This window comes from Pseudomonas sp. Pseusp11 (assembly GCF_047304405.1).
Classification (GTDB): Bacteria; Pseudomonadota; Gammaproteobacteria; order Pseudomonadales; family Pseudomonadaceae; genus Aquipseudomonas.
On sequence record NZ_JBGLZF010000005.1, the window covers coordinates 89842 to 112519 of the forward strand.

The window sequence follows — 22678 nt, forward strand, 5'->3', positions numbered from 1 at the left end:
GACTATCGTGCATTGCGCCGGCGTCGGTTGATCAACACCAGCGCAATCGCGGTAAACACCACCACGCTGCCCATCTGCAGCCACTTTTTATATGGTCGCAATGCCGAGCGGACCGGGCTCAACACCTGAGTAACGTAACGCTTATCTGCATTCTGGAAATCCGGATAAGGACATCGGTGACCGAAGTTCACCGCCCAATCCACGTACGGCCCTTCCTTCACATAGCGTTGATAGAAGGCGCTTTCTTCTTCAAGGCTGGTGTTCCACCCCGCCGCCGCACACAGAACGGCCGCAAAAGCCTGACTGGTATGGGGCAAATTATCGGCAGCGCGGCTGGCCAACGCCGTGGCGACATAACGATAGTGGTAACGCTGATCGGGCTGTGCAGCGCTGGCCTGCTGACGTTTTACTTCATCTTCAGCCACTAATGGCCCCACCTTGAGCTCGCTGCTCTCAAGGCTGTAATTACCGCCGAACGTGGCGTAATCCGGCGCCATTTCGTAGCCGAGAATTTCCATCCCCCACTCGCGCGTCAGCCAACCCGCGTTAAATAGAGCAGCAGCACGCTTGGTCGGCCACCAGGCAGCATCCGCCTCCTGACGCAATTGCCCATACGCCTTGGCCTTGTTCTGCAAATCGACGTTGTCGAAGTAAGCCGGAGCCTCATCGTAGCGCTCTTCACGCAACAAACGCCGCCCGAGCAGATTGCGCAGGCTCGCGGCCACCGGCAATGGCACATAATTGTCGCGATCCTGCTGGCTGAGCGGTGGCGGTGCCGGCACCTGGGTGTCGACGTACTGCTTGAGTTCATCGAGGGTCAGCACCCGCTCGGCCACGGTGGCCGCGTCGAACCAGTAGATGCCCTGGCTGCGATAGAGCTGATCGAAGGCCTGCAGGTAATCCCCGCGTTGCAGGGCCAGAATCGCGCTTTCACCCTCGACCCGGCACTTGGGCTGGAGTGTTTCGTAATCCCAGTCGGGCGTGCGCCGCTCGCCCCAGGATTCGTTCTGCGGGAAGGCCTGGGCGGCTTTGGCATAGGCCGCTGCGGCGGCGTTTTTGTCGCCATCACGCACCGCCAGCTTCGCCCGCAACCACCACGCAAGGCCACCGTCACCAGCCTGTTCGAGGAAGGCTTTGGCGCTGGCGTAATCGCCCTGTTGATAATTCATCGCCGCCAGGCGATCGGCATTATCCAGACTGCCACGGGTGCTGCTTTGCAGCAGTTTGATCAGTTTCTGTTCGTTCGGCGGTTGATCACCGAATGACCAGCCCAGCCGACTGATCAACGACGCCGTCACCAGTTGCTGCACCGTTTTGCCCTTGAGCAACCCGGCCAGTTGCTCGTCGGGCATCGCGGCCAGATCAGCCATCAACAGCTTCAGCGAGGTGTAGCCCACCGCCGAGCCGTGAAGGTTCTGCGTGGCGTAGAGTTGGATGGCGTTGTCCCAGTCACCCGCAGTGCGGGCCACTCGCGCTTCTTCGCCGAGGCTGGCGACACCCAGTTCCAATGGGTCGCTGAAGCCGTCGATGCTCAATTGACGGGTCTGCTCGAAGGCCTTGCGGGACTGAGCCAACAGGTCAGGGGTCGCGCCTGCTTCTGAACTCATGGCAAACAGCGACCGGCCCAACGAGTACGCCGCCCAGGTGCTACGCAACGGGCGTTGTTCCGCCGGCAACGCCAGCACTTTCTGGAAGTAGTCGGCGGCCAGGCCATGGTCACCGGCGTTGAACGCCACGGCGCCAGCCAGATAGAGCCTGTGCTCGGGCGGCAGATTCGCGCCTTGCTCTTCAACCTGACGGGCATCGGTCAGGCTGCGCAGCTGTTTCACCAGCGCTTGCTGTTCAGGCGTCAGACCGGCCTGCTCAGCGGTATCGCGCTGATGGATGTAATCAGGCGCATCGCCGTAACCGTCCCCCGGAATGTTGGTGGCGGCGGTGACATTTTTCAGTCCCGCGATGGCATGCCCGAGGCGGTTGATCTCAAGGTTGAAGTTGCCTTCCGGCAGTTCCGCCAGCGACTGGCCACGGTTGTCCAGCAGACGCATGGGGAAGTCCGGCCCGCAGGCCAGCGCCGAACCCAATGGCAGGCTGAGGCTCAGGCAAAGCACATGGCGGGGCCAGTTACGGGTAAACATTCGAACCTCCTTGATCAATGTGTGCGCAGCGAGCCCAACCGATAGCGCGCTGCCCGCCGGCCGGGATTCGACCGTCACGCAGGCGGGTGAAGGTAAGCAGATCCGGGCGCTGTTGCAACGCATAACCGGCCAGCGCATCGGCGCCCTCGCAGCCCTGCACCGCCAGCGTCAGGCGTTCGGGCCAGGCGCTGTCGAGGTTGCCTTGGTTGCTGAGGCTGATGTCGTAGAGGCCGTCCTGCGCCGAGAGTTTCAACCCCACATGACTGTCGAGCGTATCGCCGCGCGCCACAGCGCCCAGCGTCGTCAGGCTCCAGGCCCTGCGATCATTGGCCAGGGGCAGGCGAAACCAGATCAACCCGGCCAGATGGGCCGGTGGATCGGCGCGCAACTCGGCGCCGAGCTTACTCAACTGCTGCGGGTCCGCCAGCAACTCCCGACGTTCGCCGCCTCGCTCGATGGGCACTTCGCTTTCCACGACCGGCGCGCCCCCGGCCCCCGGCAACAGCGCCACGCCATAAGCCGGCAGCGCCAGATAAAACGGTTTCGATGTGTTGCGACTCCAGGCCCTGGCCCACTGCCGTGCCTGAGCCGGATCGAACAGCCCACGCCGCGGATCGCTCACCGCGTGCACCTGCAACACGCTGCTGTCGACCGTCGCCAGCAACGCCGGCAACTCAGGGCTGTCGAGCCAGGCCGGCAACGCGGTGATGCTCAGCGGTAGGTACGCCGGTAGAACGCCACGCAAATGGGTGAGGAACTCGCGGTAGGCCGGTAACCGGGCGTTGCCCGCATCGTGGTCGATTTCCACGCCGGACAGGGTCAGCCCCTGCCCTCGCCAATCGCTGAGCACCTGCTGGATCTGCGCCGTGACCTCGTCCCGGTCCAGCCCATTGAGCTGGCCATCCAGACGAACCACCGCAATCAGCGGTCGGCCATCACGCTTGAGCAGCGCCGGATCGATCCGCGCCCGGCTCCAGCCAGACTGTGGAAATGCCTGCAAGGCCAGCACGCGCAAGGTCGAGAAATCTGTGCGGCTGTCGCGCAGCGCGGCGTCATGGGCCGGCGTCCATTGCCGTTGCCAGACATAGAGTTGCTGATCGAGCGGCGGCGCGTCCGGTTGCTTGCAACCGTTGAGCAACATCAATGCGCCAAGCAAGGCCGACAAGCGAATGAAAAACACAATGCCCACCCTCATCCTCTGTGGCGAGGGAGCTTGCTCCCGCTCGACTGCGCAGCAGTCGCAAAATGCAGCCCATGTGGTGTGTCTGATGATATGAAGGGGCTGCTTCGCAGCCCAGCGGGAGCAAGCTCCCTCGCCACAATTGATCGGTTACGAATTCCCGGCAGCCTACTCAGCTATCGGCTTGCGGGCAATGATCACCTGATTTTTCGCCACTACCGCTCCCACATCAAATCAGCTGTGTGGCGCAGGTTTTGGTATGGCGACGTTATCCAGCATCCGGTTCACCGCCAGTTCCGCCAGCATGACGATCTGTTGAATCGCCATCGCCGTATGCCGGTGCGGCCCTTGCAGATACCCCGCAAAATCACTCGCCATCACACTGGCCTGGGCCAACGATTCACAGGTGTGGGCCAACAGGTCTTCGTCTTTGATATCCGGCGCAACCATAAACATCGTGCTCGGCTTGCGGGCGACCGGTGCTTTGAGGGCCGAGGGGTTGAGGTAGTGATCGAGCGCGCGCTCGGCGGCTTCGTTGAGCTTTTTTGAATTGGGGGATTCGTAAGGGGAAGTGCTGTCCGCTTCGGGCGGATTTGGTGTCGGCTTAAACATGGCAAAGATCCTTAAAGAGATGGAGCTGCCATTTTTCGTTTTCCAGACGAAAGGGGTGGCAGCTGTACGCGGACTGGAAAAACCGGTGAAGGATCAAACCCGGCAGACCCGAAGGTCTCCCACGCACAGCCGCCATAACTGCAGAGCTGAAAAAGCGCCGCATTATGTCACCTGCTGTGATCCTATACTTCGGGTTTTCCAGGCCCGATCGCTGGATTGCCAGCGACCCCCAAAGCCTATCCACCCCATTTCCGACCGACAACCGTCAAAACTTGTCGGAAACATTCCCCCCAAAATCATCGTCTGTAGGACTGCCTGAAGATCAAAAGATCGCCGCCTTCGGCAGCACCTACGCAGGATTCGTTTGCACCCTGTAGGAACTGCCGAAGGCAGCGATCTTTTTCTAAAGGTCGAGCACCAACGGCTGCGAACCCTGCGCCGGCACCGCACAACAAATCAGCACCTCACCCGCATCGGGAACCTCCGCCGGAGGCTGTGGATAATTCACCTCTCCGCTGATCAACCGGGTTTTGCAGGTCCCGCAGGAACCGCCGCGGCAACTGAATTCCGGGCGCAAGCCACGGCTCTCCGCCAACTCCAGCAAACTGCCGCCGTCCGGCTGCCAACGCGCTTCTTTGGCAGAGCGCTGGAACACGACGGGCACCGAAACGGTGGCGGCCGGCAATTGCTCGATGACCACCGCGTCCGGGTCCGGCTTGCGACGCAGCGTCGACGGGCCAAAGGTTTCGGCATGAATCCTTGAATCAGGGACATCCAGATCCCGCAGGCTGTCGTACAGCCCCTGGGTAAAACTTCCCGGACCGCACAGGACAAAATCCACTTGGTCGTAGTCCTCCACCTCAAGAGTGGTCTTGAGCAAGTCGGCTTCGATGCGCCCTGTCAGGTCGTAATCTTCACCCTCACGGGCATCGGACTCCGGCTGACTGAGCAAACGCAGCACCCGCACCTCATCACCGAGGCCGTCGAGCAGGCGATCCAGCTCAGGGCGAAACGGTTGATCGGCCAATGTCCGCGAGCTCTGGAAGAACCACACAGGACGGATGCGCCGCGTGCGCAGGCCTTGATAAACCACCTCCCGCAGCATCGACAGCAGCGGCGTGATCCCCACGCCGGCAGCCAATAGCACCAGCGGCCGACGCTCATTCGGCGCCACGGTGAAATGCCCTTGAGGCGAGCGGGCTTCAAGCACATCGCCGACACGAATCTGCTCATGCAGGTGCGAGGACACCAGGCCTTCACGCTTCACGCTGATGCGGAAAAAGTCATCGGATGGCGCGCTCGACAGGCTGTACGTGCGGATGTGCACATCGCCTGCGATGTTGAACCGCAAGGGCAAATGTTGCCCGGCTTGAAACACCGGCAACCCGGCGCCATCGGCAGGCTCCAGATAGATCGAACGGATGTTGTGGCTCTCCCGCTCGATGCGCGTCACTCGCAGCGGCCGCCAGCGATTCCCCAGCGCCTGGGCTTGCAGGCGTGCATTCGCCTGCGCCCAGGTGCCGGTCAGCAGACTGGTGGGCGACACGCCGTCAAAGCGCCAGCGCAAGGCCAGCGCCGCGGGCCGACGCACCGCGTGCTCCACCTCGAATGTCCACAGCCGCTCAGCCCCTTGAAAGGCTTCGATCTGCGGGCCTTCAAGGATGACTTGCGTGCGACCGCTGAGGTGCAGCAAATCGCCCGAATCGAAATCGATGAACAGCAAACCGGCCCGAGGGTTGATCAGCAGGTTGCCCAAGGTATTGAAGAACAGGTTGCCGGCGAAGTCCGGGATGGTCAGGCGATTGCCTTCTATCTGGACGAAACCGGCCTGGCCACCCCGATGAGAAACGTCCACCGAGCGTTGGCCATCGACGTCCACATAGCTGGCGACAAAGAATGTATCGGCGCTGGTAATCAAGGCTTTGGCCGCGTCATCCAGCCCATTGAGATGCTGCGCGATACGGGTCTCCGGATCCGCCAATGGCACCGAGCGAAACTGGCGCAATTGAATGTATTGCGGGCAATTGCCGAAGGATTGCTCCACCGTCACCTCGAAGCCGCTCGCCGTTACAGCGCCGACTCGACCATTGAGACGATTGCGACGCCGGGTGTGCAGCTCGATACCGAGCAGACCGATCGCCGCCCCGTCTTGCAGTTGTGCAGGGTCGTCGCGACCGGGCAGGCTGCCGAACTGCAACAGCCTGGGCTCGGGAGACTTCGCAAAGCCCGGCGCCCCTTCAAGAATGCTCGCCCAAGGGTTGCCGTCGGCATCCACCGCGCCGTACAGCATGAACGGCAGTTGCTGATAGAACGTGCGGTGCTGGTCCGGCATCTCGCCGCGAATCACCCTACGGCCCAATGCGTCCATTCGATCGACGACACCCACATGGGCCTGCAATTTTTTCTCGCCTGCGTGCCAAGGTGAACGTTCCATAACGGCTTCTCCCCTGCGCTCATTGCGCAACAAGAACGGCCCGACTGAATAGGGCCGTGAACATCAGGCAGTTTTTTGCAAACCGGCGATGGTGCGCGGCATGCCGACAAACCCTGGCAAGGCTTCAACGCGCGCCAGCCAGGCCCGGATGTTGGCGTAGTCGTCCAGCGACACATTGCCTTCCGGAGCATGGGCGATGTAGCTGTAGGCGGCGATGTCGGCGATGGTCGGCTCGCTACCGGCCAGATAGGCCGTCGCGCCCAGTTCCTGATCGATCACTTTGAGCCAGGTGTGAGAATAGGCGATCACCTCTTCAGCGTTGTAAGGCGCACCGAATACAGTGATCAGCCTTGCCCTGCCGGGACCAAAGGCAATCGGCCCGGCGGCGACCGACAACCAGCGCTGAACCTTGGCTGCACCGACCGGATCGGTTGGCAGCCAGCGACCGTTGCCATATTTTTGCGCAAGGTAGACCAGGATCGCGTTGGAGTCGGCCAGCACCATGCCTTGATCCTCAATTACCGGGACCTGGCCAAACGGGTTGAGCGCAAGAAAATCCGCTTGTTTGTGTGCGCCCTTGGCCAGATCGACGAAGATCAGCTCGGTCGGCAGTTGCAACAACGACAGCATCAGCTCTACACGGTGAGCATGGCCGGAACGGGGGAAGTTGTAGAGTTTGATGGCTTGCATGGTCGACTCCGCTGGGTGGTGGCGCCGCTCAGGAAGGATCAGCGCCGATGGAGCGCTATCTTCCATCCACAACCAAAGCAACAGAATAACCAGCAAACGCAATCCATTATTTCATCCAGTGCAATAAACCTTCAGCCGTGCAGGGCCGGGTGTTCGCGCAGCCCCTTCACCGCAAAGTCCACAAAACTGCGAACCCGCGTCGGGGCCTTGCGCCCACCCTGGTAGACCACATGAATGGGCAATGGCGGCAGTTCGAAGTCAGCCAGGACGATTTCCAGCTCACCGGCGGCGATCTTGCTCGCCACTTGATAGGACAGGACTCGGGTCAGTCCCAGGCCCATGGCGGCGGCAGTGATCGCCGCTTGATTGGCCGAGACCACCAGACGTGGCTCCGGACGAACACTGATCGGCTCTCCCGCTTCAAGGAACGGCCAGCTTCTGGGCTGCCCGATGGACGAGGTGGCGATGATTGGGGCGCGGCTCAAGTCTGCCGGATGCCGAGGCCGACCATGATCAGTCAGGAATCCAGGGGAAGCGCAGATCACTCGCCGCACTTCGCCCACTCGAATTGCGTGCTGATTGCTGTCAGGCAATTCACCGATACGCACGGCCACATCGATGCCCTCCTCGACCATGCTCACCACCCGGTCGACCAGCACAGCGTTGATGCTGACTTCAGGAAATTGAGTCAAGTAACCGACCATGAGCGGCGTGACGAACAAATCGCCGAACAATACCGGTGCCGTGATCGTCAGTTGCCCACGGGGCTGGGCATGGCTCCCGGCGGCCGAATCCTCGGCTTCCTGCACCTCGGCGAGAATTCTCCGACAGTCCTCCAGATAACGCTGGCCCGCCTCGCTCAAATGCACGCTACGGGTGGTGCGCGTCAGCAACTGAGTGCCAATGCGCTGCTCAAGCGCCGCCACTGCCCGGGTAACGCTGGCTGCCGACATCCCCAAACGCCGCGCCGCCGCCGAGAAACCCTGGTCCTGGGCGACAGCGGCGAAGACCTGCATTTCCTGGAATCGGTCCATGGGTTAACTCCTGAGCACTGAATAACGCGAGGCCGACAGTTCCCGATTGGGCCTGGATATCGCTGGAAGAGGATGAGCCGTGCAGTTTTACTGGCATTCTGATTATTGTGACGTATAACCCTGATCGTTCACGCTTTCAATTGCTGAGACCGTATCCAGATGCCCTCCATCTACCAACTTAAACCCGCCTTCCAGAATCTGCTGCGACCGTTGGTTCAGCGATTGTTCGATAACGGCACCACCGCCAATCAAATCACCGTGCTGGCCGGCGTCATTTCGGTCGTGACAGGCGTCGGGATTGCCTGTTTCGCCAATCACCTATGGGTATTTCTGCTGATTCCCGTGTGGATGATCCTGCGGATGGCGCTGAACGCCATCGACGGCATGCTGGCCCGGGAATTCGGCCAGCAGTCGCGCCTCGGCGCCTACCTGAATGAACTGTGCGATATCGTTGCCGACAGCGCGCTGATCCTGCCTTTTGCCTTGATTCCCGACGTAAGCGTGTTGATTGTGCTGTTGGTCACGCTGCTGGCGTTGTTCAGCGAGTACAGTGGCGTCCTTGGGCCAATGATCGGCGCGTCGCGGCGTTATGACGGCCCGATGGGCAAGAGCGATCGCGCGTTTGTACTGGGTGTCTTGGCCACCGGCATTGCCATCGACTGGATCAACGCGTTGTGGATTAGCATTGTGTTTGGGGTGGTCGCCGTCCTGCTGGCTTACACCTTGGTCAACCGGGTCCGTCTGGGCCTGAAAGAAGTGCAGGAAAACGCTCCCTCGGCATAAAGCTCCCAAGCATAAGGAAAGTGCAATGCGTGAAACTCAAAATCAGACCTTCACTACCCACGATGGCGTTGAGCTGTTCTACCGTCATTGGCCGGCCACGGCGGGTAATCCGGGCGAACCGCGCAAGGCTGTGCTGCTGTTTCATCGCGGCCATGAACACTCAGGGCGTATCGCCCACCTGGTGGATGAACTGGACCTGCCAGCGTTCGACTTCTTTGCCTGGGACGCGCGCGGCCATGGTCAGTCGCCAGGCGCTCGCGGCGACAGCCCGAGTTTCGCCACCAGCGTGCGCGACGTACAGACCTTTTGCGATCACCTGAACGCGACCCACCAGATCGACGAAGAGAACATGGCCGTGATCGCCCAAAGCGTCGGCGCGGTGATTGCCTCGACCTGGGTCCACGACTATGCACCGCGCATCCGCTCGCTGGTGCTCGCGTCGCCCGCATTCAAGGTCAAGCTCTACGTACCTTTCGCCCGTCCGGGCCTGGCGCTGATGCGCAAGTTTCGCGGCAACTTTTTCGTCAACAGCTACGTCAAGGCCAAGTTCCTCAGCCACGACCCGGAACGCGTCGCCTCCTACGACAGCGATCCGCTGATCACCAAGGCGATTTCGGTGAATGTGCTGCTCGGCTTGTATGAAGCCGCCGACCGTGTGGTGGCCGATGCGCAGGCGATTCAAGCGCCGACCCAGTTGCTGATTTCCGGCTCGGATTTCGTGGTCCACCGCAAACCCCAGGAACAGTTTTTCGAACGCCTGGGCAGCCTGAAAAAGGAAAAACACATTCTCCCGGGCTTCTTCCACGACACGCTTGGGGAACGTGATCGCGCCGTGGCCGTAGCCAGCGCCAAACGCTTTATCCTGCAAAACTTTGAATACCCGCTGGACCGGGCCTCATTGCTTGATGCCGACAAGATCGGCCTGACCTGCGCCGAATCCGAATCCCTCGCCGCTCCGCTGCCGAACAACTCGTTGCGCGACCTGTACTGGCGCATGACCCGCGCCAGCATGCGCCTGGGCAGCCAGCTGTCAGACGGGGTGAAGCTGGGCTTCGATACCGGGTTCGATTCCGGCAGCACCCTGGACTATGTGTACCGCAACCAGTCCACCGGCAAGGGCGGGCTCGGGCGGATGATTGATCAGAACTACCTGAATTCCATCGGCTGGCGCGGCATCCGCCAACGCAAACTCAACGTCGAAGAACTGCTGCGCCTGACCATGGCCAAACTGCGCGAAGAAGGCCGACCGGTGCGCATCGTCGACATTGCCGCCGGTCACGGCCGCTACATTCTCGAAGCCTTGCAAGGCGTCAGCCCGCTACCGGAGTCGATACTGTTGCGCGATTACAGCGACATCAATGTGCGTGACGGTGGTGCGCTGATTCGCGATAAAGGCCTTGGAGACATCGCGCAGTTCGTGAAAGGTGACGCGTTCGACCGCGCCGACCTGGCGGCACTGGACCCAAAACCGACACTGGCGGTGGTGTCCGGGTTGTATGAACTGTTTGCCGACAATGCACTGGTCGGCGGCTCTCTGGCGGGCTTGGCCGAGGCCGTGGAGCCCGGTGGTTATCTGGTCTACACCGGTCAGCCCTGGCACCCGCAGCTGGAACTGATCGCCCGCGCCCTCACCAGTCATCGCCAAGGCCAGGCTTGGGTGATGCGTCGGCGCAGCCAGGCGGAAATGGATCAACTGGTGGAAGCAGCAGGTTTTCGCAAAATCACCCAACGAGTGGATGAATGGGGGATCTTCACCGTGTCCCTCGCGCAACGGGTGCAATGATGGGGGCAGCCTCGAGAGAGCCGGGTTTGCTCAAACCCGCCGTGCTCTGGTTGCTGGTGCTGGCGCCTCTGTTTTTCGCCAGCTACGGCTTTGCCACGTGGGTCACGGCCCAGCGCAGCGATGTCGACACCTTCGTTTTCGATTGGGAAACCGCCATGCCCTTCTGGGCCTGGACCATTGTCCCCTACTGGACGATTGATCTGCTGTACGGTTTTTCGCTGCTACTGCCCGATAGTCGCCATGAGCTCAAGCGCCACGCCTTGCGCCTGCTGAGTGCTCAAGTGATCTCTGTTAGTTGTTTCCTGTTATGGCCACTGCGCTTCACGTTCGAACGGCCTGAACTGGACGGAGTGTTCGGCTGGCTGTTCGCGGTGCTGGCCGGGTTCGACAAACCGTTCAATCAGGCGCCATCGCTGCACATCGCCCTGCTGGTGATTTTGTGGGTGATGTACCAACGGCACACGCAAGGCCTGTGGCGCTGGCTGGTGCATGGCTGGTTCGCATTGATAGGGATTTCGGTACTGACCACTTATCAACATCACTTTATTGACTTACCCACAGGCGCCCTCGCCGGCTGGCTGTGCGTATGGTTGTGGCCGCTGGATCGGCCCAGCCCCTTGAATAGCCTGCGGTTGGCCAAGGACCCGAAACGCTGGCGCCTGGCTCTGCGTTATGTCATCGGTGCGGCAATATTCGCCATTCCAGCTTTCGGCCTGGGTGGCGGATGGCTGTGGCTGATTTGGCCCGCCGTGGCGTTGCTGTTGGTGGCGCTCAACTACACGCTGCTGGACGCCGCCGGGTTTCAGAAACGCGTCGACGGCCGCCTTAGCCCGGCCGCCCGTTGGTTATTCGCGCCTTACGTGGCAGCGGCGTGGATCAATTCACGGCTTTGGACCCGCAAACATCCGCAGCCCAATGAGGTTGTGGATAACGTTTGGCTCGGCAGGCTTCCCGACGCTGATCAGTTGGCGCCGTTCAAAGCTGTGGTTGATCTATGCGCTGAGCTGCCGCTCAACCCGAGAGGCCGCGCCTATCAAAGCATTCCGATACTCGACCTGACCGCGCCCAGCGCTGAGCAATGCCTCGCCGCTGCCCAAGCCATTGAACACCTGCGCCAGCAAGGCCCACTGCTGGTCTGCTGCGCTTTGGGCTATTCGCGCAGCGCCACCGCTATCGCGGCCTGGTTGCTGCACAGCAGTCGAGCGGCCACTGTCGATGCCGCCGTGGCGATGATCCAAGCCGCACGCCCGCAAGTGGTGCTGCATCCGGCCCATCGCCAAGCCCTGGAGAACGCCTATGCCGGTTGATATGGAACCGCACGTGGTCGCCAGCCTGCTGCACCGGGGCCGCACCCTCGATCAGTTATCCACAGGGCTGACCTTGATGGGTGTGTTGTTCGGCCTGCTGCAACTGCTGCTGATCACCCCGACTGCGCCGTTCTTGATCCTCAGCGCCTGGCTAATCATCCTCGGGCTATGGCAAAAATACTGGGCGCTGCGGGTGGCCTTCGACGCTGACCTGTTTACCCTGATGGCCCGCGACGCCGACGCTTTGTCAGACCGCACTCAAGCCCTCGATCAGGCCCTGCAAAACCTCGGCCTGCAACCGGCCAACCGTGCCGGCCGGCCCTGGGCCGAACGTCAGCGTGGGGGACTTAAACTGCTGCGCAAACAGGCCGTCCTGCTGGCTGCCCAGGTGCTGCCACCCTTGGCTGTCATACTGGCGAGCCCTTGGCTGCCCTTCGCTGGATAAGGAAATCGTTATGTTCGAACCTGTGATCGCCATCCTCATCACCTCCATGGCCCGAACCGTTACTGGCGCCCGCAGCCTGTGGATGGGTTGCGCGCCGGAACCCGTGCAACGCATTTATTTTGCCAACCACAGCAGCCACGGCGACTTCGTGCTGCTGTGGGCCTCGCTTCCTTCCTCCCTGCGCAAACTTACGCGACCGGTGGCCGGCAGCGACTACTGGAACAAGAGCGCCTTGCGCCGTTACATCATCAGCCGAGTGTTCAACGGCGTGCTGATCGACCGCGAGCGCAAGGACCCTGTGGGTAACCCGTTGCAGCCCATGCTCGACGCCCTGGAGAAGGGTAATTCGTTGATCATCTTTCCCGAAGGCACGCGCAATCCGGAAGATGGTTTACTGCCGTTCAAAAGCGGCCTGTATCACTTGGCAAAAAGTTACCCACAGGCCCAGGTGATTCCGGTGTGGATCGCCAACCTCAACCGGGTCATGCCCAAGGGCCGAGTGGTGCCACTGCCGCTGCTGTGTACCACCAGTTTCGGTGCGCCCCTGCAACTGACTGAAGGCGAGAGCAAAGAGCAGTTCCTTTCACGCAGCCGCGACGCACTGCTGGCCCTCGCCCCGGAGCATTCCTGACATGGATAGACAAACCCTGATGCTGTTCGGCGGGATCGGCATGATCCTGGTGCTCGCCTCACTGATTGGCCTGATCCTCAAACTGCGCACCCGGGGCACGCCCAATGCGGTGGTCGAAAACCTCAACGCCCGCATCAACGCCTGGTGGGTGATGGTGGTGGTGATCGGCGTCGCTTTTTGGCTGGGCACCGGCGCGGTGATCCTGCTGTTTTACGCGGTATCGTTTTATGCGCTACGCGAATTCCTCACCCTCACGCCCACCCGACGCAGCGACTACCCGGCGCTGGTGGCAGCGTTTTACCTGGCATTGCCGCTGCAATACCTGCTGATCTATTCCGATTGGTACGGACTGTTCTCGATCTTCATTCCGGTGTACGTGTTTTTGCTGCTGCCGATCCTTGCGTCTCTGGGCGGCGACAGCACGCACTTTCTCGAGCGGGCGTCGAAAGTGCAATGGGGCTTGATGATCGCGGTGTTCTGCGTATCGTTCGTGCCCGCCCTGCTGACTCTGGACATCGTCGGCTATGAAGGCCGCAACCTGTTACTGATCGCGTATCTGGTGATCGTGGTGCAGCTGTCGGACGTGCTGCAGTACGTATGCGGCAAGTTGTTCGGCAAACACAAAATCGCGCCCAATCTGTCACCGTCGAAAACCGTCGAAGGCTTTGTCGGCGGCGTTCTGCTGTCCTCGCTGATTGGTGCAGCCTTGTGGTGGACCACGCCGTTCAACCCGTGGCAGTCGTTCTTTATTGCACTGCTGATCAACCTGCTGGGGTTTGCCGGTGGCATCGTGATGTCGGCAATCAAGCGTGATCGGGGCGTGAAGGATTGGGGGCATATGATCGAAGGCCACGGCGGGATGCTGGATCGACTGGATTCAGTGTGTTTTGCGGCGCCTATCTTCTTTCATCTTGTGCGGTATTGGTGGACTTGAAATAGCTGACCTTTTTCCAGACAAAAAAAGACCGCAGCCAACACTGCGGTCTTTTCGTTTTCATTGCTTGTGAAGAACTTATTCCACAGTCACCGACTTCGCCAAGTTACGTGGCTGGTCAACGTCAGTACCTTTCAACACCGCCACGTAGTACGACAACAACTGCAACGGAATGGTGTAGAGGATCGGCGACAGGATGTCGTGGATATGCGGCATGTGCACAACATGGGTGCCTTCACCGTTGGTCATGCCGGCCTGCTCGTCGGCGAAGACGATCAGTTCACCGCCGCGGGCGCGGACTTCCTGGAGGTTGGACTTCAACTTCTCCAGCAATTCGTTGTTCGGTGCCACGGTGACCACAGGCATGTCGTTATCCACAAGCGCCAGCGGGCCATGTTTCAGCTCGCCCGCCGGGTAGGCTTCGGCGTGGATGTAGGAGATTTCCTTGAGCTTGAGCGCCCCTTCCATCGCCACCGGGAATTGCGCACCGCGACCGAGGAACAGGGTGTGGTTCTTCTCGGCGAACAGCTCGGCGATTTTTTCCACAGTGCTGTCCATGGCCAGGGCTTCGCCCAGACGGGTCGGCAGGCGACGCAGTTCTTCCACCAGTGTGGCTTCGACGCCTGCGGCCAATGTGCCGCGAACCTGACCCAGGGCCAGGGTCAGCAACAGCAGGCCCACCAATTGAGTGGTGAAGGCTTTGGTCGAGGCCACGCCAATTTCGCGACCGGCCTGAGTCAGCAGCGTCAGGTCCGATTCACGCACCAGGGAGCTGATGCCGACGTTGCAGATTGCCAGGCTGGAAAGGAAGCCCAGTTCCTTGGCGTTGCGCAGCGCGGCCAACGTGTCGGCGGTTTCACCTGACTGGGAGATGCTCACGAACAGGGTGTCGGGCTGCACCACTACTTTGCGATAACGGAATTCGCTGGCGACTTCGACCTGGCACGGGATGCCGGCCAGTTCTTCGAGCCAGTAACGGGCAACCATGCCGGCGTGATAGCTGGTGCCGCAGGCAACGATCTGTACATTACGCACCTTGGCGAACAGCTCGGCCGCTTGTGGACCAAACGCCTGTACCAGCACCTGATTCTGACTCAGGCGACCTTCAAGCGTGCGTTGCACCACGGCCGGTTGCTCGTGAATTTCCTTGAGCATGTAATGCCGGAACTCGCCTTTGTCAGCGGCTTCGGCACCGTCACGGTACTGAATGCTTTCACGCTCGACGAGCGCGCCATTGATGTCCCAGATCTGCACGCTGTCGCGGCGAATTTCGGCGATATCGCCTTCTTCCAGGTACATGAAGCGGTCAGTGACCTGGCGCAGGGCCAACTGGTCGGAGGCAAGAAAGTTTTCACCCAGGCCCAGACCGATCACCAATGGGCTGCCACTGCGGGCTGCTACCAAGCGATCCGGTTGCCGAGCACTGATCACTGCCAGACCGTATGCGCCGTGCAGTTCTTTGACGGTCGCTTTCAGGGCCGCGGTCAGGTCGGGCTGCTCTTTGAGCTTTTCGTTGAGCAGATGGGCGATGACTTCAGTGTCTGTGTCCGAGGTGAACACATGGCCAAGGGCCTTGAGTTGCTCGCGCAGGGCTTCGTGGTTCTCGATGATGCCGTTGTGCACCACCGCCAGATCGCCCGAAAAATGCGGGTGAGCGTTGCGTTCGCATGGCGCGCCGTGGGTCGCCCAGCGGGTGTGGGCAATGCCCAGACGACCGACCAGAGGCTCTTCGATCAGCGCCTGTTCCAGTTCGCTGACCTTGCCCGGCCGACGCAGGCGCAAGAGTTTTTCATCGTTGGTGTACACCGCCACACCGGCGCTGTCATAACCACGGTATTCCAGACGCTTGAGGCCTTCGAGCAGGATGGCGGTAATGTTCCGTTCTGCGACTGCACCGACAATTCCACACATGCTATTTCTCCTGACTGACAGCGGCGCAAATCACATTGATGCCGCGGGCCTGAATCTGATCGCGGGCCTCAAGCGGCAGGCGATCATCGGTAATAAGGGTATGGATGCTGCTCCAAGGCAGCTCCAGATTGGGAATCTTGCGGCCGATCTTGTCGGCCTCGACCATCACGATCACTTCGCGGGCGACCTCGGCCATGACACGGCTCAGTCCCAGCAATTCATTGAAGGTGGTGGTCCCGCGCACCAGGTCGATGCCATCGGCGCCAATAAATAACTGATCGAAGTCATATGAGCGTAGTACCTGCTCTGCCACCTGACCCTGGAAGGATTCGGAATGCGGATCCCAGGTACCACCGGTCATCAACAGCACCGGTTCGTGCTCGAGTTCTGTCAACGCGTTGGCGACATGCAGGGAGTTGGTCATCACCACCAGGCCCGGTTGCTGGCCGAGTTCCGGGATCATCGCGGCGGTGGTGCTGCCGCTGTCGATGATGATGCGCGCATGCTCGCGAATCCGCGTGACGGCGGCGCGGGCAATGGCCTGCTTGTATTTCGAAACCGGTTGGCCAATGTCGGCGACCAGCTCCTGCGGCATGGTGACCGCGCCGCCATAACGACGCAGCAACAGACCGTTGCTTTCAAGCGCGGCCAGATCCTTGCGAATCGTAACTTCCGAGGTTTCGAAGCGTTTGGCCAGCTCGTCCACACTGACTTCACCCTGCTCATTGAGCAAGGCGAGGATATTGTGGCGGCGTTGGGGCGTGTTGCGCTTTGACATGATTTGGTAAGTTTCGATTCGAAAGATAACGTAATCAATCAAAACCTATCAGCGAAACTTCGTCAAGCCAACGTCAGAAAAAAGATGTGTGGATAACTCAAAAAAAGATCGCAGCCTCCGGCAGCTCCTACAGAGTGAACACGAATTCCCTGTAGGAACTGCCGAAGGCTGCGATCTTTTGATCTGTGGATAACTTAACTCTTCTTGATCTTCTCAGGCCGCTTCCAGCCGTCGATGTTCTTCTGACGAGCCCGGCCTACGGCCAACTGAGCGTTATCCACATTCTGGGTAATAGTCGAACCGGCCGCCGTGGTCGCACCGGAGGAGATATCCACAGGCGCCACCAACGAATTGTTGGAGCCGATGAACACATCTTCACCCAGCACGGTTTTCCACTTGTTGGCACCGTCGTAGTTGCAGGTGATGGTGCCGGCGCCAATGTTGGTGCGCGCACCGATCTCGGCATCGCCCAGATACGTCAAGTGACCGGCCTTGGCACCTTCGCCCATGTGAGCGTTCTTCAGTTCGACGAAGTTACCCACATGCGCGCGGGCTTCCAGCACTGTGCCGGGACGCAAACGAGCGAACGGGCCGGCATCGCTGCCTTCGCCGAGAATCGCGCCTTCGATATGACTGTTGGCCTTGATCACCACGCCTTTGCGCAGGGTGCTGTCCTTGATCACGCAGTTCGGGCCGATCACCACGTCGTCCTCGATGATCACTTTGCCCTCGAGAATCACGTTGATGTCGATCAGGATGTCGCGACCAACGGTAACCTCACCGCGCACATCGAAACGTGTCGGGTCGCGCAGGGTTACGCCTTGAGCCATCAAACGACGAGCGGCGCGCAGTTGATAATGACGCTCCAGCTCGGCCAGTTGTTTGCGATCGTTGGCGCCCTGCACTTCCATGGTGTCATGGGGTTGTTCGGTGGCCACCACCAGACCATCACTGACCGCCATGGCAATCACGTCGGTCAGGTAGTACTCGCCCTGGGCATTGTTGTTGGAGAGGCGCCCCAGCCAATCGCCCAAACGCTGGGAAGGCACCGCCAAAATGCCGGTATTGCCTTCGGTGATCGCACGCTCAACCGTGTTGGCATCTTTCTGCTCGACGATGGCAGTCACTTTGCCGGCGGCATCACGGACAATGCGGCCGTAGCCAGTCGGGTCATCCAGCTCGACAGTCAGCAGACCCAATTGCTGCGGTGCAGCCTGCTTGAGCAGACGTTGCAGGGTCTCGACTTCGATCAACGGCACGTCACCGTAGAGAATCAGCACGGTATCGGACTCGATGAACGGCACAGCCTGGGCCACCGCATGACCGGTACCCAGCTGTTGGTCCTGCAGGACGAAATTCAGGTCATCGGCGGCCAGACGCTCGCGCACCGCTTCGGCACCATGGCCGATCACCACGTGGATGCGCTGTGGATCAAGTTGCCGGGCGCTGTGGATAACATGGCCGAGCATTGAATTACCGGCAATCGGATGCAGAACTTTCGGCAAGGCCGAACGCATGCGAGTGCCTTGGCCGGCAGCGAGGATAACGATTTCAAGGGACATGACTGGCTACCAATCCTGGGTGGTCAGCAACTGCGACCAGATGATGAATATCGAAAAAGAAAAAAGGGTAGCCGAGGCTACCCTTTTTAATCAATCGCGCAACAAGTCGATGGCCGATTAGTGGCCGAACTTCTTGCGGATCTGCTGGACGGTGCGCAGCTGAGCTGCAGCCTCGGCCAGACGTGCGGCAGCAGAACCGTAATCGAATTCCGCGCCTCGCTCATGCAAGGCTTTCTCGGCAGCCTTAACGGCTTCCAGAGCTGCGGCTTCGTCCAGGTCGGCAGCGCGTTGCACGGTGTCGGCAAGAACCTTGACCATGTTCGGCTGAACCTCGAGGAAACCACCGGAGATGTAATACACCTCCTCTTCCCCGCCCTGCTTGACCAGGCGGATCGGACCTGGCTTCAGATTAGTGATCAGCGGCGCGTGACCCAGGGCGATACCAAGATCACCCAGTGCACCGTGCGCAATCACCATCTCGACCAGACCGGAAAAGATTTCTCCTTCCGCGCTGACGATATCGCAATGGACTGTCATAGCCATCTGATTGCCTCAACCTAAATTAGCGCCCGTTGCCGGGCGCCGGGATTACAGTTTCTTGGCTTTCTCGATCGCTTCTTCGATGCCGCCAACCATGTAGAACGCTTGTTCTGGCAGGTGGTCGTAGTCACCGTTGAGGATGCCTTTGAAGCCAGCAATGGTGTCTTTCAGGGAAACGTATTTACCCGATGCACCGGTGAAGACTTCAGCCACGAAGAACGGCTGCGACAAGAAGCGCTGGATCTTACGAGCACGGTTTACCAACTGCTTGTCGGCTTCCGACAGCTCGTCCATACCCAGGATCGCAATGATGTCCTTCAGTTCTTTGTAACGCTGCAGCACGTACTGGACGCCGCGAGCGGTGTCGTAGTGGTCCTGGCCGATTACGTTCGGGTCCAGCTGGCGCGAAGTCGAGTCGAGTGGATCGACCGCTGGGTAGATACCCAGGGAAGCGATGTCACGGGACAGAACGACGGTAGCGTCCAAGTGGGCGAAGGTGGTCGCTGGCGACGGGTCGGTCAAGTCATCCGCAGGTACGTATACCGCTTGGATCGAAGTGATCGAACCTTCCTTGGTCGAAGTGATACGTTCTTGCAGAACGCCCATCTCTTCAGCCAGGGTCGGCTGGTAACCTACTGCCGAAGGCATACGGCCCAGCAGTGCGGATACTTCAGTACCGGCCAGGGTGTAACGGTAGATGTTGTCGACGAACAGCAGAACGTCGTTACCTTCGTCACGGAACTTCTCGGCCATGGTCAGGCCGGTCAGTGCTACGCGCAGACGGTTACCCGGCGGCTCGTTCATCTGACCGTAAACCAGTGCCACTTTGTCCAGAACGTTGGAATCCTTCATCTCGTGGTAGAAGTCGTTACCCTCACGAGTACGCTCACCCACACCGGCGAACACGGAATAACCGCTGTGCTCGATGGCGATGTTACGGATCAGTTCCATCATGTTTACGGTCTTGCCTACACCGGCACCACCGAACAGACCGACTTTACCGCCTTTGGCAAACGGGCAAACCAGGTCGATAACCTTGATGCCGGTTTCCAGCAGGTCGTTGCCGCCTGCCTGTTCAGCGAACGAAGGTGCTGGGCGGTGAATGCCCCAACGCTCTTCGGTGTCGATCGGACCAGCTTCGTCGATCGGGTTACCGAGGACGTCCATGATCCGGCCCAGGGTCGCTTTACCGACCGGTACGGAGATGGCTGCGCCAGAATCGGTAACTTCCAGACCGCGTTTCAGGCCCTCTGTGGAACCCATCGCAATGGTGCGAACCACGCCGTCGCCCAGCTGTTGCTGAACTTCCAGAGTGGTTTCAGCCGCGCTCACTACTTTCAGCGCGTTGTAGATGCTCGGTACGCTGTCGCGTGGAAATTCCACGTCGATAACGGCGCCGATGATTTGAACGATACGTCCGCTACTCATAGCTGGATCCTCTGAATATTTGAACCGTTAAACCGCGGCAGCGCCGCCGACGATTTCCGAGATCTCTTGGGTGATCGCAGCCTGACGCGCCTTGTTGTAGACCAGCTGCAAATCGCTGATCAAATCACCGGCGTTGTCGGTAGCGTTCTTCATCGCGATCATCCGCGCAGCTTGTTCAGCCGCGTTGTTCTCGACCACCGCCTGGTAGACCTGCGACTCCACGTAACGGACCATCAAGCCGTCAAGCAGCTCTTTGGCGTCCGGTTCGTAGAGATAGTCCCAGTGGTGCTTGAGTTCTTGATCCGGGGTTGCCACCAGTGGAATCAACTGCTCCACGGTAGGCTGTTGCGTCATGGTGTTGATGAACTTGTTGGACACCACGGACAGGCGGTCAATACGGCCGTCCAGATAGGCATCCAGCATCACCTTGACGCTGCCAATCAGATCATTGATCGACGGCTCTTCACCCAGGTGGCTGATAGCTGCAACGACGTTACCGCCGAAGTTGCGGAAAAAGGCCGCACCCTTGCTACCAACGACACACAGATCAATCTCGACGCCGTTTTCGCGGTTTACCGCCATGTCCTTGACCAGGGCCTTGAACAGGTTGGTGTTCAAGCCACCACACAGACCACGGTCACTGCTCACTACGACATAACCAACGCGCTTTACTTCACGGTCGATCATGAACGGGTGGCGATATTCCGGGTTAGCGTTGGCCAGATGGCCAATAACCTGGCGGATGCGCTCCGCATAAGGACGGCTAGCAGCCATGCGCATTTGTGCCTTGCGCATTTTGCTGACCGCCACTTTTTCCATGGCGCTGGTAATCTTTTGCGTGCTTTTGATGCTCGCAATCTTACTGCGAATCTCTTTTGCGCCTGCCATGTAACACCTATCAGGTTAGCAAGCGGGAGCCTTGCGGCTCCCGCTGCGGCTTACCAGGTTTGGGTGGCCTTGAACTTCTCGATACCGGCTTTCATGCCAGCGTCGATTTCGTCATTGAAGTCACCTTTCACGTTGATCTTCGCCATCAAGTCGGCGTGATCGCGGTTGAAGAAAGCAATCAGCGCTTGTTCGAAGCTGCCGATCTTGGCGATTTCAACGTCAGTCAGGAACCCACGCTCAGCGGCATACAGCGACAGCGCCATGTCAGCGATCGACATTGGTGCGTATTGCTTCTGCTTCATCAGCTCGGTAACGCGCTGACCATGCTCAAGTTGCTTACGGGTCGCTTCGTCCAGGTCAGAAGCGAACTGGGCGAATGCCGCCAGTTCACGGTACTGAGCCAGAGCGGTACGGATACCACCGGACAGCTTCTTGATGATCTTGGTCTGAGCGGCACCACCCACACGGGATACCGAAACACCGGCGTTCACTGCAGGGCGGATGCCCGAGTTGAACATGGCCGATTCCAGGAAGATCTGACCGTCGGTGATGGAAATCACGTTGGTCGGAACGAACGCGGAAACGTCGCCAGCCTGGGTTTCGATGATCGGCAGTGCGGTCAGGGAACCGGTTTTGCCGGTCACTGCGCCGTTGGTGAACTTCTCTACGTACTCTTCCGAAACGCGGGATGCGCGCTCCAGCAGACGGGAGTGGAGATAGAACACGTCGCCTGGGTAAGCTTCACGGCCTGGTGGACGGCGCAGCAGCAGGGAAATCTGGCGGTAAGCCACTGCTTGCTTGGACAGATCGTCATAAACGATCAGCGCGTCTTCACCGCGGTCGCGGAAGAATTCACCCATGGTGCAACCGGAGTACGGTGCCAGGAATTGCAGCGCAGGAGATTCCGAAGCACTGGCAGCCACGATGATCGTGTTGGCCAGGGCGCCGTTTTCTTCCAGCTTGCGAACCACGTTGGCGATGGTCGATTGCTTCTGACCGATTGCTACGTAGACGCAGAAAATGCCGCTGTCTTTCTGGTTGATGATCGCGTCGATCGCCAGAGCGGTTTTACCGATCTGACGGTCACCGATGATCAGCTCACGCTGGCCACGGCCGACAGGGATCATGGCATCGACAGCCTTGTAGCCAGTCTGTACAGGCTGGTCTACCGACTTACGCCAGATCACGCCTGGAGCAACTTTCTCGACCGCGTCGGTCTCGGTGTTGCCCAGTGGACCTTTGCCGTCAACAGGGTTACCCAGTGCGTCGACTACGCGACCCAGCAGTTCCTTACCAACCGGAACTTCGAGGATGCGGCCAGTGCACTTGGCGCTCATGCCTTCAGCCAGAGACTGGTATGCGCCCAATACAACGGCACCTACGGAGTCTTGCTCCAGGTTGAGGGCCATACCGAAGACGCCGCCCGGAAACTCGATCATCTCGCCGTACATTACGTCGGCCAGACCGTGAATCCGCACGATACCGTCAGATACGCTGACGACAGTGCCTTCGTTACGGGCTTGGGAGGTCACATCGAGCTTGTCGATGCGGCCCTTGATAATTTCACTTATTTCGGAAGGATTGAGTTGCTGCATTGCTCTGC

The 22678-nt window shown here is 59.8% G+C and carries 19 protein-coding genes; 6 read left to right on the plus strand and 13 right to left on the minus strand.

From position 1 onward, the window contains the following. Positions 1–2 precede the first annotated feature (2 nt). The 6 genes from ACCC96_RS05800 to ACCC96_RS05825 form a co-directional block, all read right to left on the minus strand. Positions 3–2135 (minus strand): hypothetical protein, encoded by a 2133-nt coding sequence (locus tag ACCC96_RS05800; RefSeq protein WP_413695201.1) that lies wholly within the window; start codon positions 2133–2135, stop codon positions 3–5. Next, positions 2122–3318 (minus strand): DUF3142 domain-containing protein, encoded by a 1197-nt coding sequence (locus ACCC96_RS05805; protein WP_413695247.1) that lies wholly within the window; start codon positions 3316–3318, stop codon positions 2122–2124. Before ACCC96_RS05805 ends, ACCC96_RS05800 begins: the two co-directional genes overlap by 14 nt. Before the next feature lie 231 nt (positions 3319–3549). Further along, positions 3550–3927 (minus strand): DUF6124 family protein, encoded by a 378-nt coding sequence (locus tag ACCC96_RS05810; RefSeq protein ID WP_007934367.1) that lies wholly within the window; start codon positions 3925–3927, stop codon positions 3550–3552. A gap of 403 nt (positions 3928–4330) precedes the next feature. After that, a complete protein-coding gene (locus ACCC96_RS05815; RefSeq protein WP_413695202.1) occupies positions 4331–6361 on the minus strand; it encodes a pyridoxamine 5'-phosphate oxidase family protein in 2031 nt (676 codons plus the stop codon). A 63-nt stretch (positions 6362–6424) separates the two neighbouring features. Beyond that, complete coding sequence (locus ACCC96_RS05820) at positions 6425–7051, minus strand: glutathione S-transferase family protein (protein ID WP_018927332.1); 627 nt, start codon at positions 7049–7051, stop codon at positions 6425–6427. A 131-nt stretch (positions 7052–7182) separates the two neighbouring features. Further along, positions 7183–8085, minus strand: a complete 903-nt coding sequence (locus ACCC96_RS05825; protein ID WP_111453111.1) for a LysR family transcriptional regulator — start codon at positions 8083–8085, stop codon at positions 7183–7185. Between the two features lie 159 nt (positions 8086–8244). On the opposite strand from ACCC96_RS05825, the gene ACCC96_RS05830 reads away from it, so the two are divergent. Genes ACCC96_RS05830 through ACCC96_RS05855 form a run of 6 tightly spaced genes read left to right on the plus strand, consistent with a single transcriptional unit; the run spans position 8245 to position 13968 of the window. Continuing rightward, a complete protein-coding gene (locus ACCC96_RS05830) occupies positions 8245–8868 on the plus strand; it encodes a CDP-alcohol phosphatidyltransferase family protein (RefSeq protein ID WP_413695203.1) in 624 nt (207 codons plus the stop codon). Between the two features lie 25 nt (positions 8869–8893). After that, complete coding sequence (locus tag ACCC96_RS05835; protein ID WP_413695204.1) at positions 8894–10651, plus strand: bifunctional alpha/beta hydrolase/class I SAM-dependent methyltransferase; 1758 nt, start codon at positions 8894–8896, stop codon at positions 10649–10651. Then, positions 10648–11958, plus strand: a complete 1311-nt coding sequence (locus ACCC96_RS05840) for a phosphatase PAP2/dual specificity phosphatase family protein (RefSeq protein ID WP_413695248.1) — start codon at positions 10648–10650, stop codon at positions 11956–11958. The genes ACCC96_RS05835 and ACCC96_RS05840 overlap by 4 nt, the downstream gene beginning before the upstream one ends. Next, the gene (locus ACCC96_RS05845) at positions 11948–12403 is read left to right on the plus strand and encodes a hypothetical protein (RefSeq protein ID WP_413695205.1); all 456 of its coding nucleotides are present in this window, start codon (positions 11948–11950) and stop codon (positions 12401–12403) included. Before ACCC96_RS05840 ends, ACCC96_RS05845 begins: the two co-directional genes overlap by 11 nt. Positions 12404–12413: 10 nt before the next feature. Then, entirely contained in the window at positions 12414–13034 is a 621-nt protein-coding gene (locus ACCC96_RS05850) for a lysophospholipid acyltransferase family protein (protein WP_019651251.1), read from the plus strand. 1 nt (position 13035) lies between these two features. Further along, positions 13036–13968: a phosphatidate cytidylyltransferase gene (locus ACCC96_RS05855; protein ID WP_258671739.1), complete on the plus strand. Its 933-nt coding sequence runs from the start codon at positions 13036–13038 to the stop codon at positions 13966–13968. A 78-nt stretch (positions 13969–14046) separates the two neighbouring features. On the opposite strand, the gene glmS is transcribed toward ACCC96_RS05855, so the two are convergent. The 7 genes from glmS to atpA all read right to left on the minus strand — a co-directional run bounded on the left by glmS (position 14047) and on the right by atpA (position 22670). Beyond that, positions 14047–15879 carry a glutamine--fructose-6-phosphate transaminase (isomerizing) gene (gene glmS, locus ACCC96_RS05860; RefSeq protein ID WP_019651249.1) on the minus strand — a complete coding sequence of 611 codons (1833 nt, stop codon included), beginning with the start codon at positions 15877–15879 and terminating at the stop codon, positions 14047–14049. A 1-nt stretch (position 15880) separates the two neighbouring features. Next, positions 15881–16660: a DeoR/GlpR family DNA-binding transcription regulator gene (locus tag ACCC96_RS05865; protein ID WP_413695249.1), complete on the minus strand. Its 780-nt coding sequence runs from the start codon at positions 16658–16660 to the stop codon at positions 15881–15883. A gap of 191 nt (positions 16661–16851) precedes the next feature. Continuing rightward, positions 16852–18219 (minus strand): bifunctional UDP-N-acetylglucosamine diphosphorylase/glucosamine-1-phosphate N-acetyltransferase GlmU, encoded by a 1368-nt coding sequence (glmU, locus tag ACCC96_RS05870; protein WP_413695206.1) that lies wholly within the window; start codon positions 18217–18219, stop codon positions 16852–16854. A 117-nt stretch (positions 18220–18336) separates the two neighbouring features. Beyond that, positions 18337–18762, minus strand: a complete 426-nt coding sequence (locus ACCC96_RS05875; RefSeq protein ID WP_007985046.1) for a F0F1 ATP synthase subunit epsilon — start codon at positions 18760–18762, stop codon at positions 18337–18339. A 45-nt stretch (positions 18763–18807) separates the two neighbouring features. After that, positions 18808–20187, minus strand: coding sequence for a F0F1 ATP synthase subunit beta (gene atpD / locus ACCC96_RS05880; RefSeq protein WP_007911961.1), 1380 nt, complete (start codon positions 20185–20187; stop codon positions 18808–18810). A 27-nt stretch (positions 20188–20214) separates the two neighbouring features. Next, positions 20215–21075 carry a F0F1 ATP synthase subunit gamma gene (atpG, locus tag ACCC96_RS05885; RefSeq protein WP_007934344.1) on the minus strand — a complete coding sequence of 287 codons (861 nt, stop codon included), beginning with the start codon at positions 21073–21075 and terminating at the stop codon, positions 20215–20217. Positions 21076–21125: 50 nt separating this feature from the next. Beyond that, complete coding sequence (gene atpA, locus ACCC96_RS05890; protein ID WP_007934342.1) at positions 21126–22670, minus strand: F0F1 ATP synthase subunit alpha; 1545 nt, start codon at positions 22668–22670, stop codon at positions 21126–21128. Between the last annotated feature and the right edge of the window lie 8 nt (positions 22671–22678).

What these genes read in the sequence shown, in the direction of transcription:
- ACCC96_RS05800 (WP_413695201.1), bottom strand. Translation starts at nt 2,135, where the DNA reads ATGTTTACCCGTAACTGGCCCCGCCATGTGCTTTGCCTGAGCCTCAGC.
- ACCC96_RS05810 (WP_007934367.1), bottom strand. Translation starts at nt 3,927, where the DNA reads ATGTTTAAGCCGACACCAAATCCGCCCGAAGCGGACAGCACTTCCCCT.
- ACCC96_RS05815 (WP_413695202.1), bottom strand. Translation starts at nt 6,361, where the DNA reads ATGGAACGTTCACCTTGGCACGCAGGCGAGAAAAAATTGCAGGCCCAT.
- ACCC96_RS05820 (WP_018927332.1), bottom strand. Translation starts at nt 7,051, where the DNA reads ATGCAAGCCATCAAACTCTACAACTTCCCCCGTTCCGGCCATGCTCAC.
- ACCC96_RS05825 (WP_111453111.1), bottom strand. Translation starts at nt 8,085, where the DNA reads ATGGACCGATTCCAGGAAATGCAGGTCTTCGCCGCTGTCGCCCAGGAC.
- ACCC96_RS05830 (WP_413695203.1), top strand. Translation starts at nt 8,245, where the DNA reads ATGCCCTCCATCTACCAACTTAAACCCGCCTTCCAGAATCTGCTGCGA.
- ACCC96_RS05835 (WP_413695204.1), top strand. Translation starts at nt 8,894, where the DNA reads ATGCGTGAAACTCAAAATCAGACCTTCACTACCCACGATGGCGTTGAG.
- ACCC96_RS05840 (WP_413695248.1), top strand. Translation starts at nt 10,648, where the DNA reads ATGATGGGGGCAGCCTCGAGAGAGCCGGGTTTGCTCAAACCCGCCGTG.
- ACCC96_RS05845 (WP_413695205.1), top strand. Translation starts at nt 11,948, where the DNA reads ATGCCGGTTGATATGGAACCGCACGTGGTCGCCAGCCTGCTGCACCGG.
- ACCC96_RS05850 (WP_019651251.1), top strand. Translation starts at nt 12,414, where the DNA reads ATGTTCGAACCTGTGATCGCCATCCTCATCACCTCCATGGCCCGAACC.
- ACCC96_RS05855 (WP_258671739.1), top strand. Translation starts at nt 13,036, where the DNA reads ATGGATAGACAAACCCTGATGCTGTTCGGCGGGATCGGCATGATCCTG.
- glmS (WP_019651249.1), bottom strand. Translation starts at nt 15,879, where the DNA reads ATGTGTGGAATTGTCGGTGCAGTCGCAGAACGGAACATTACCGCCATC.
- glmU (WP_413695206.1), bottom strand. Translation starts at nt 18,219, where the DNA reads ATGTCCCTTGAAATCGTTATCCTCGCTGCCGGCCAAGGCACTCGCATG.
- ACCC96_RS05875 (WP_007985046.1), bottom strand. Translation starts at nt 18,762, where the DNA reads ATGGCTATGACAGTCCATTGCGATATCGTCAGCGCGGAAGGAGAAATC.
- atpD (WP_007911961.1), bottom strand. Translation starts at nt 20,187, where the DNA reads ATGAGTAGCGGACGTATCGTTCAAATCATCGGCGCCGTTATCGACGTG.
- atpG (WP_007934344.1), bottom strand. Translation starts at nt 21,075, where the DNA reads ATGGCAGGCGCAAAAGAGATTCGCAGTAAGATTGCGAGCATCAAAAGC.
- atpA (WP_007934342.1), bottom strand. Translation starts at nt 22,670, where the DNA reads ATGCAGCAACTCAATCCTTCCGAAATAAGTGAAATTATCAAGGGCCGC.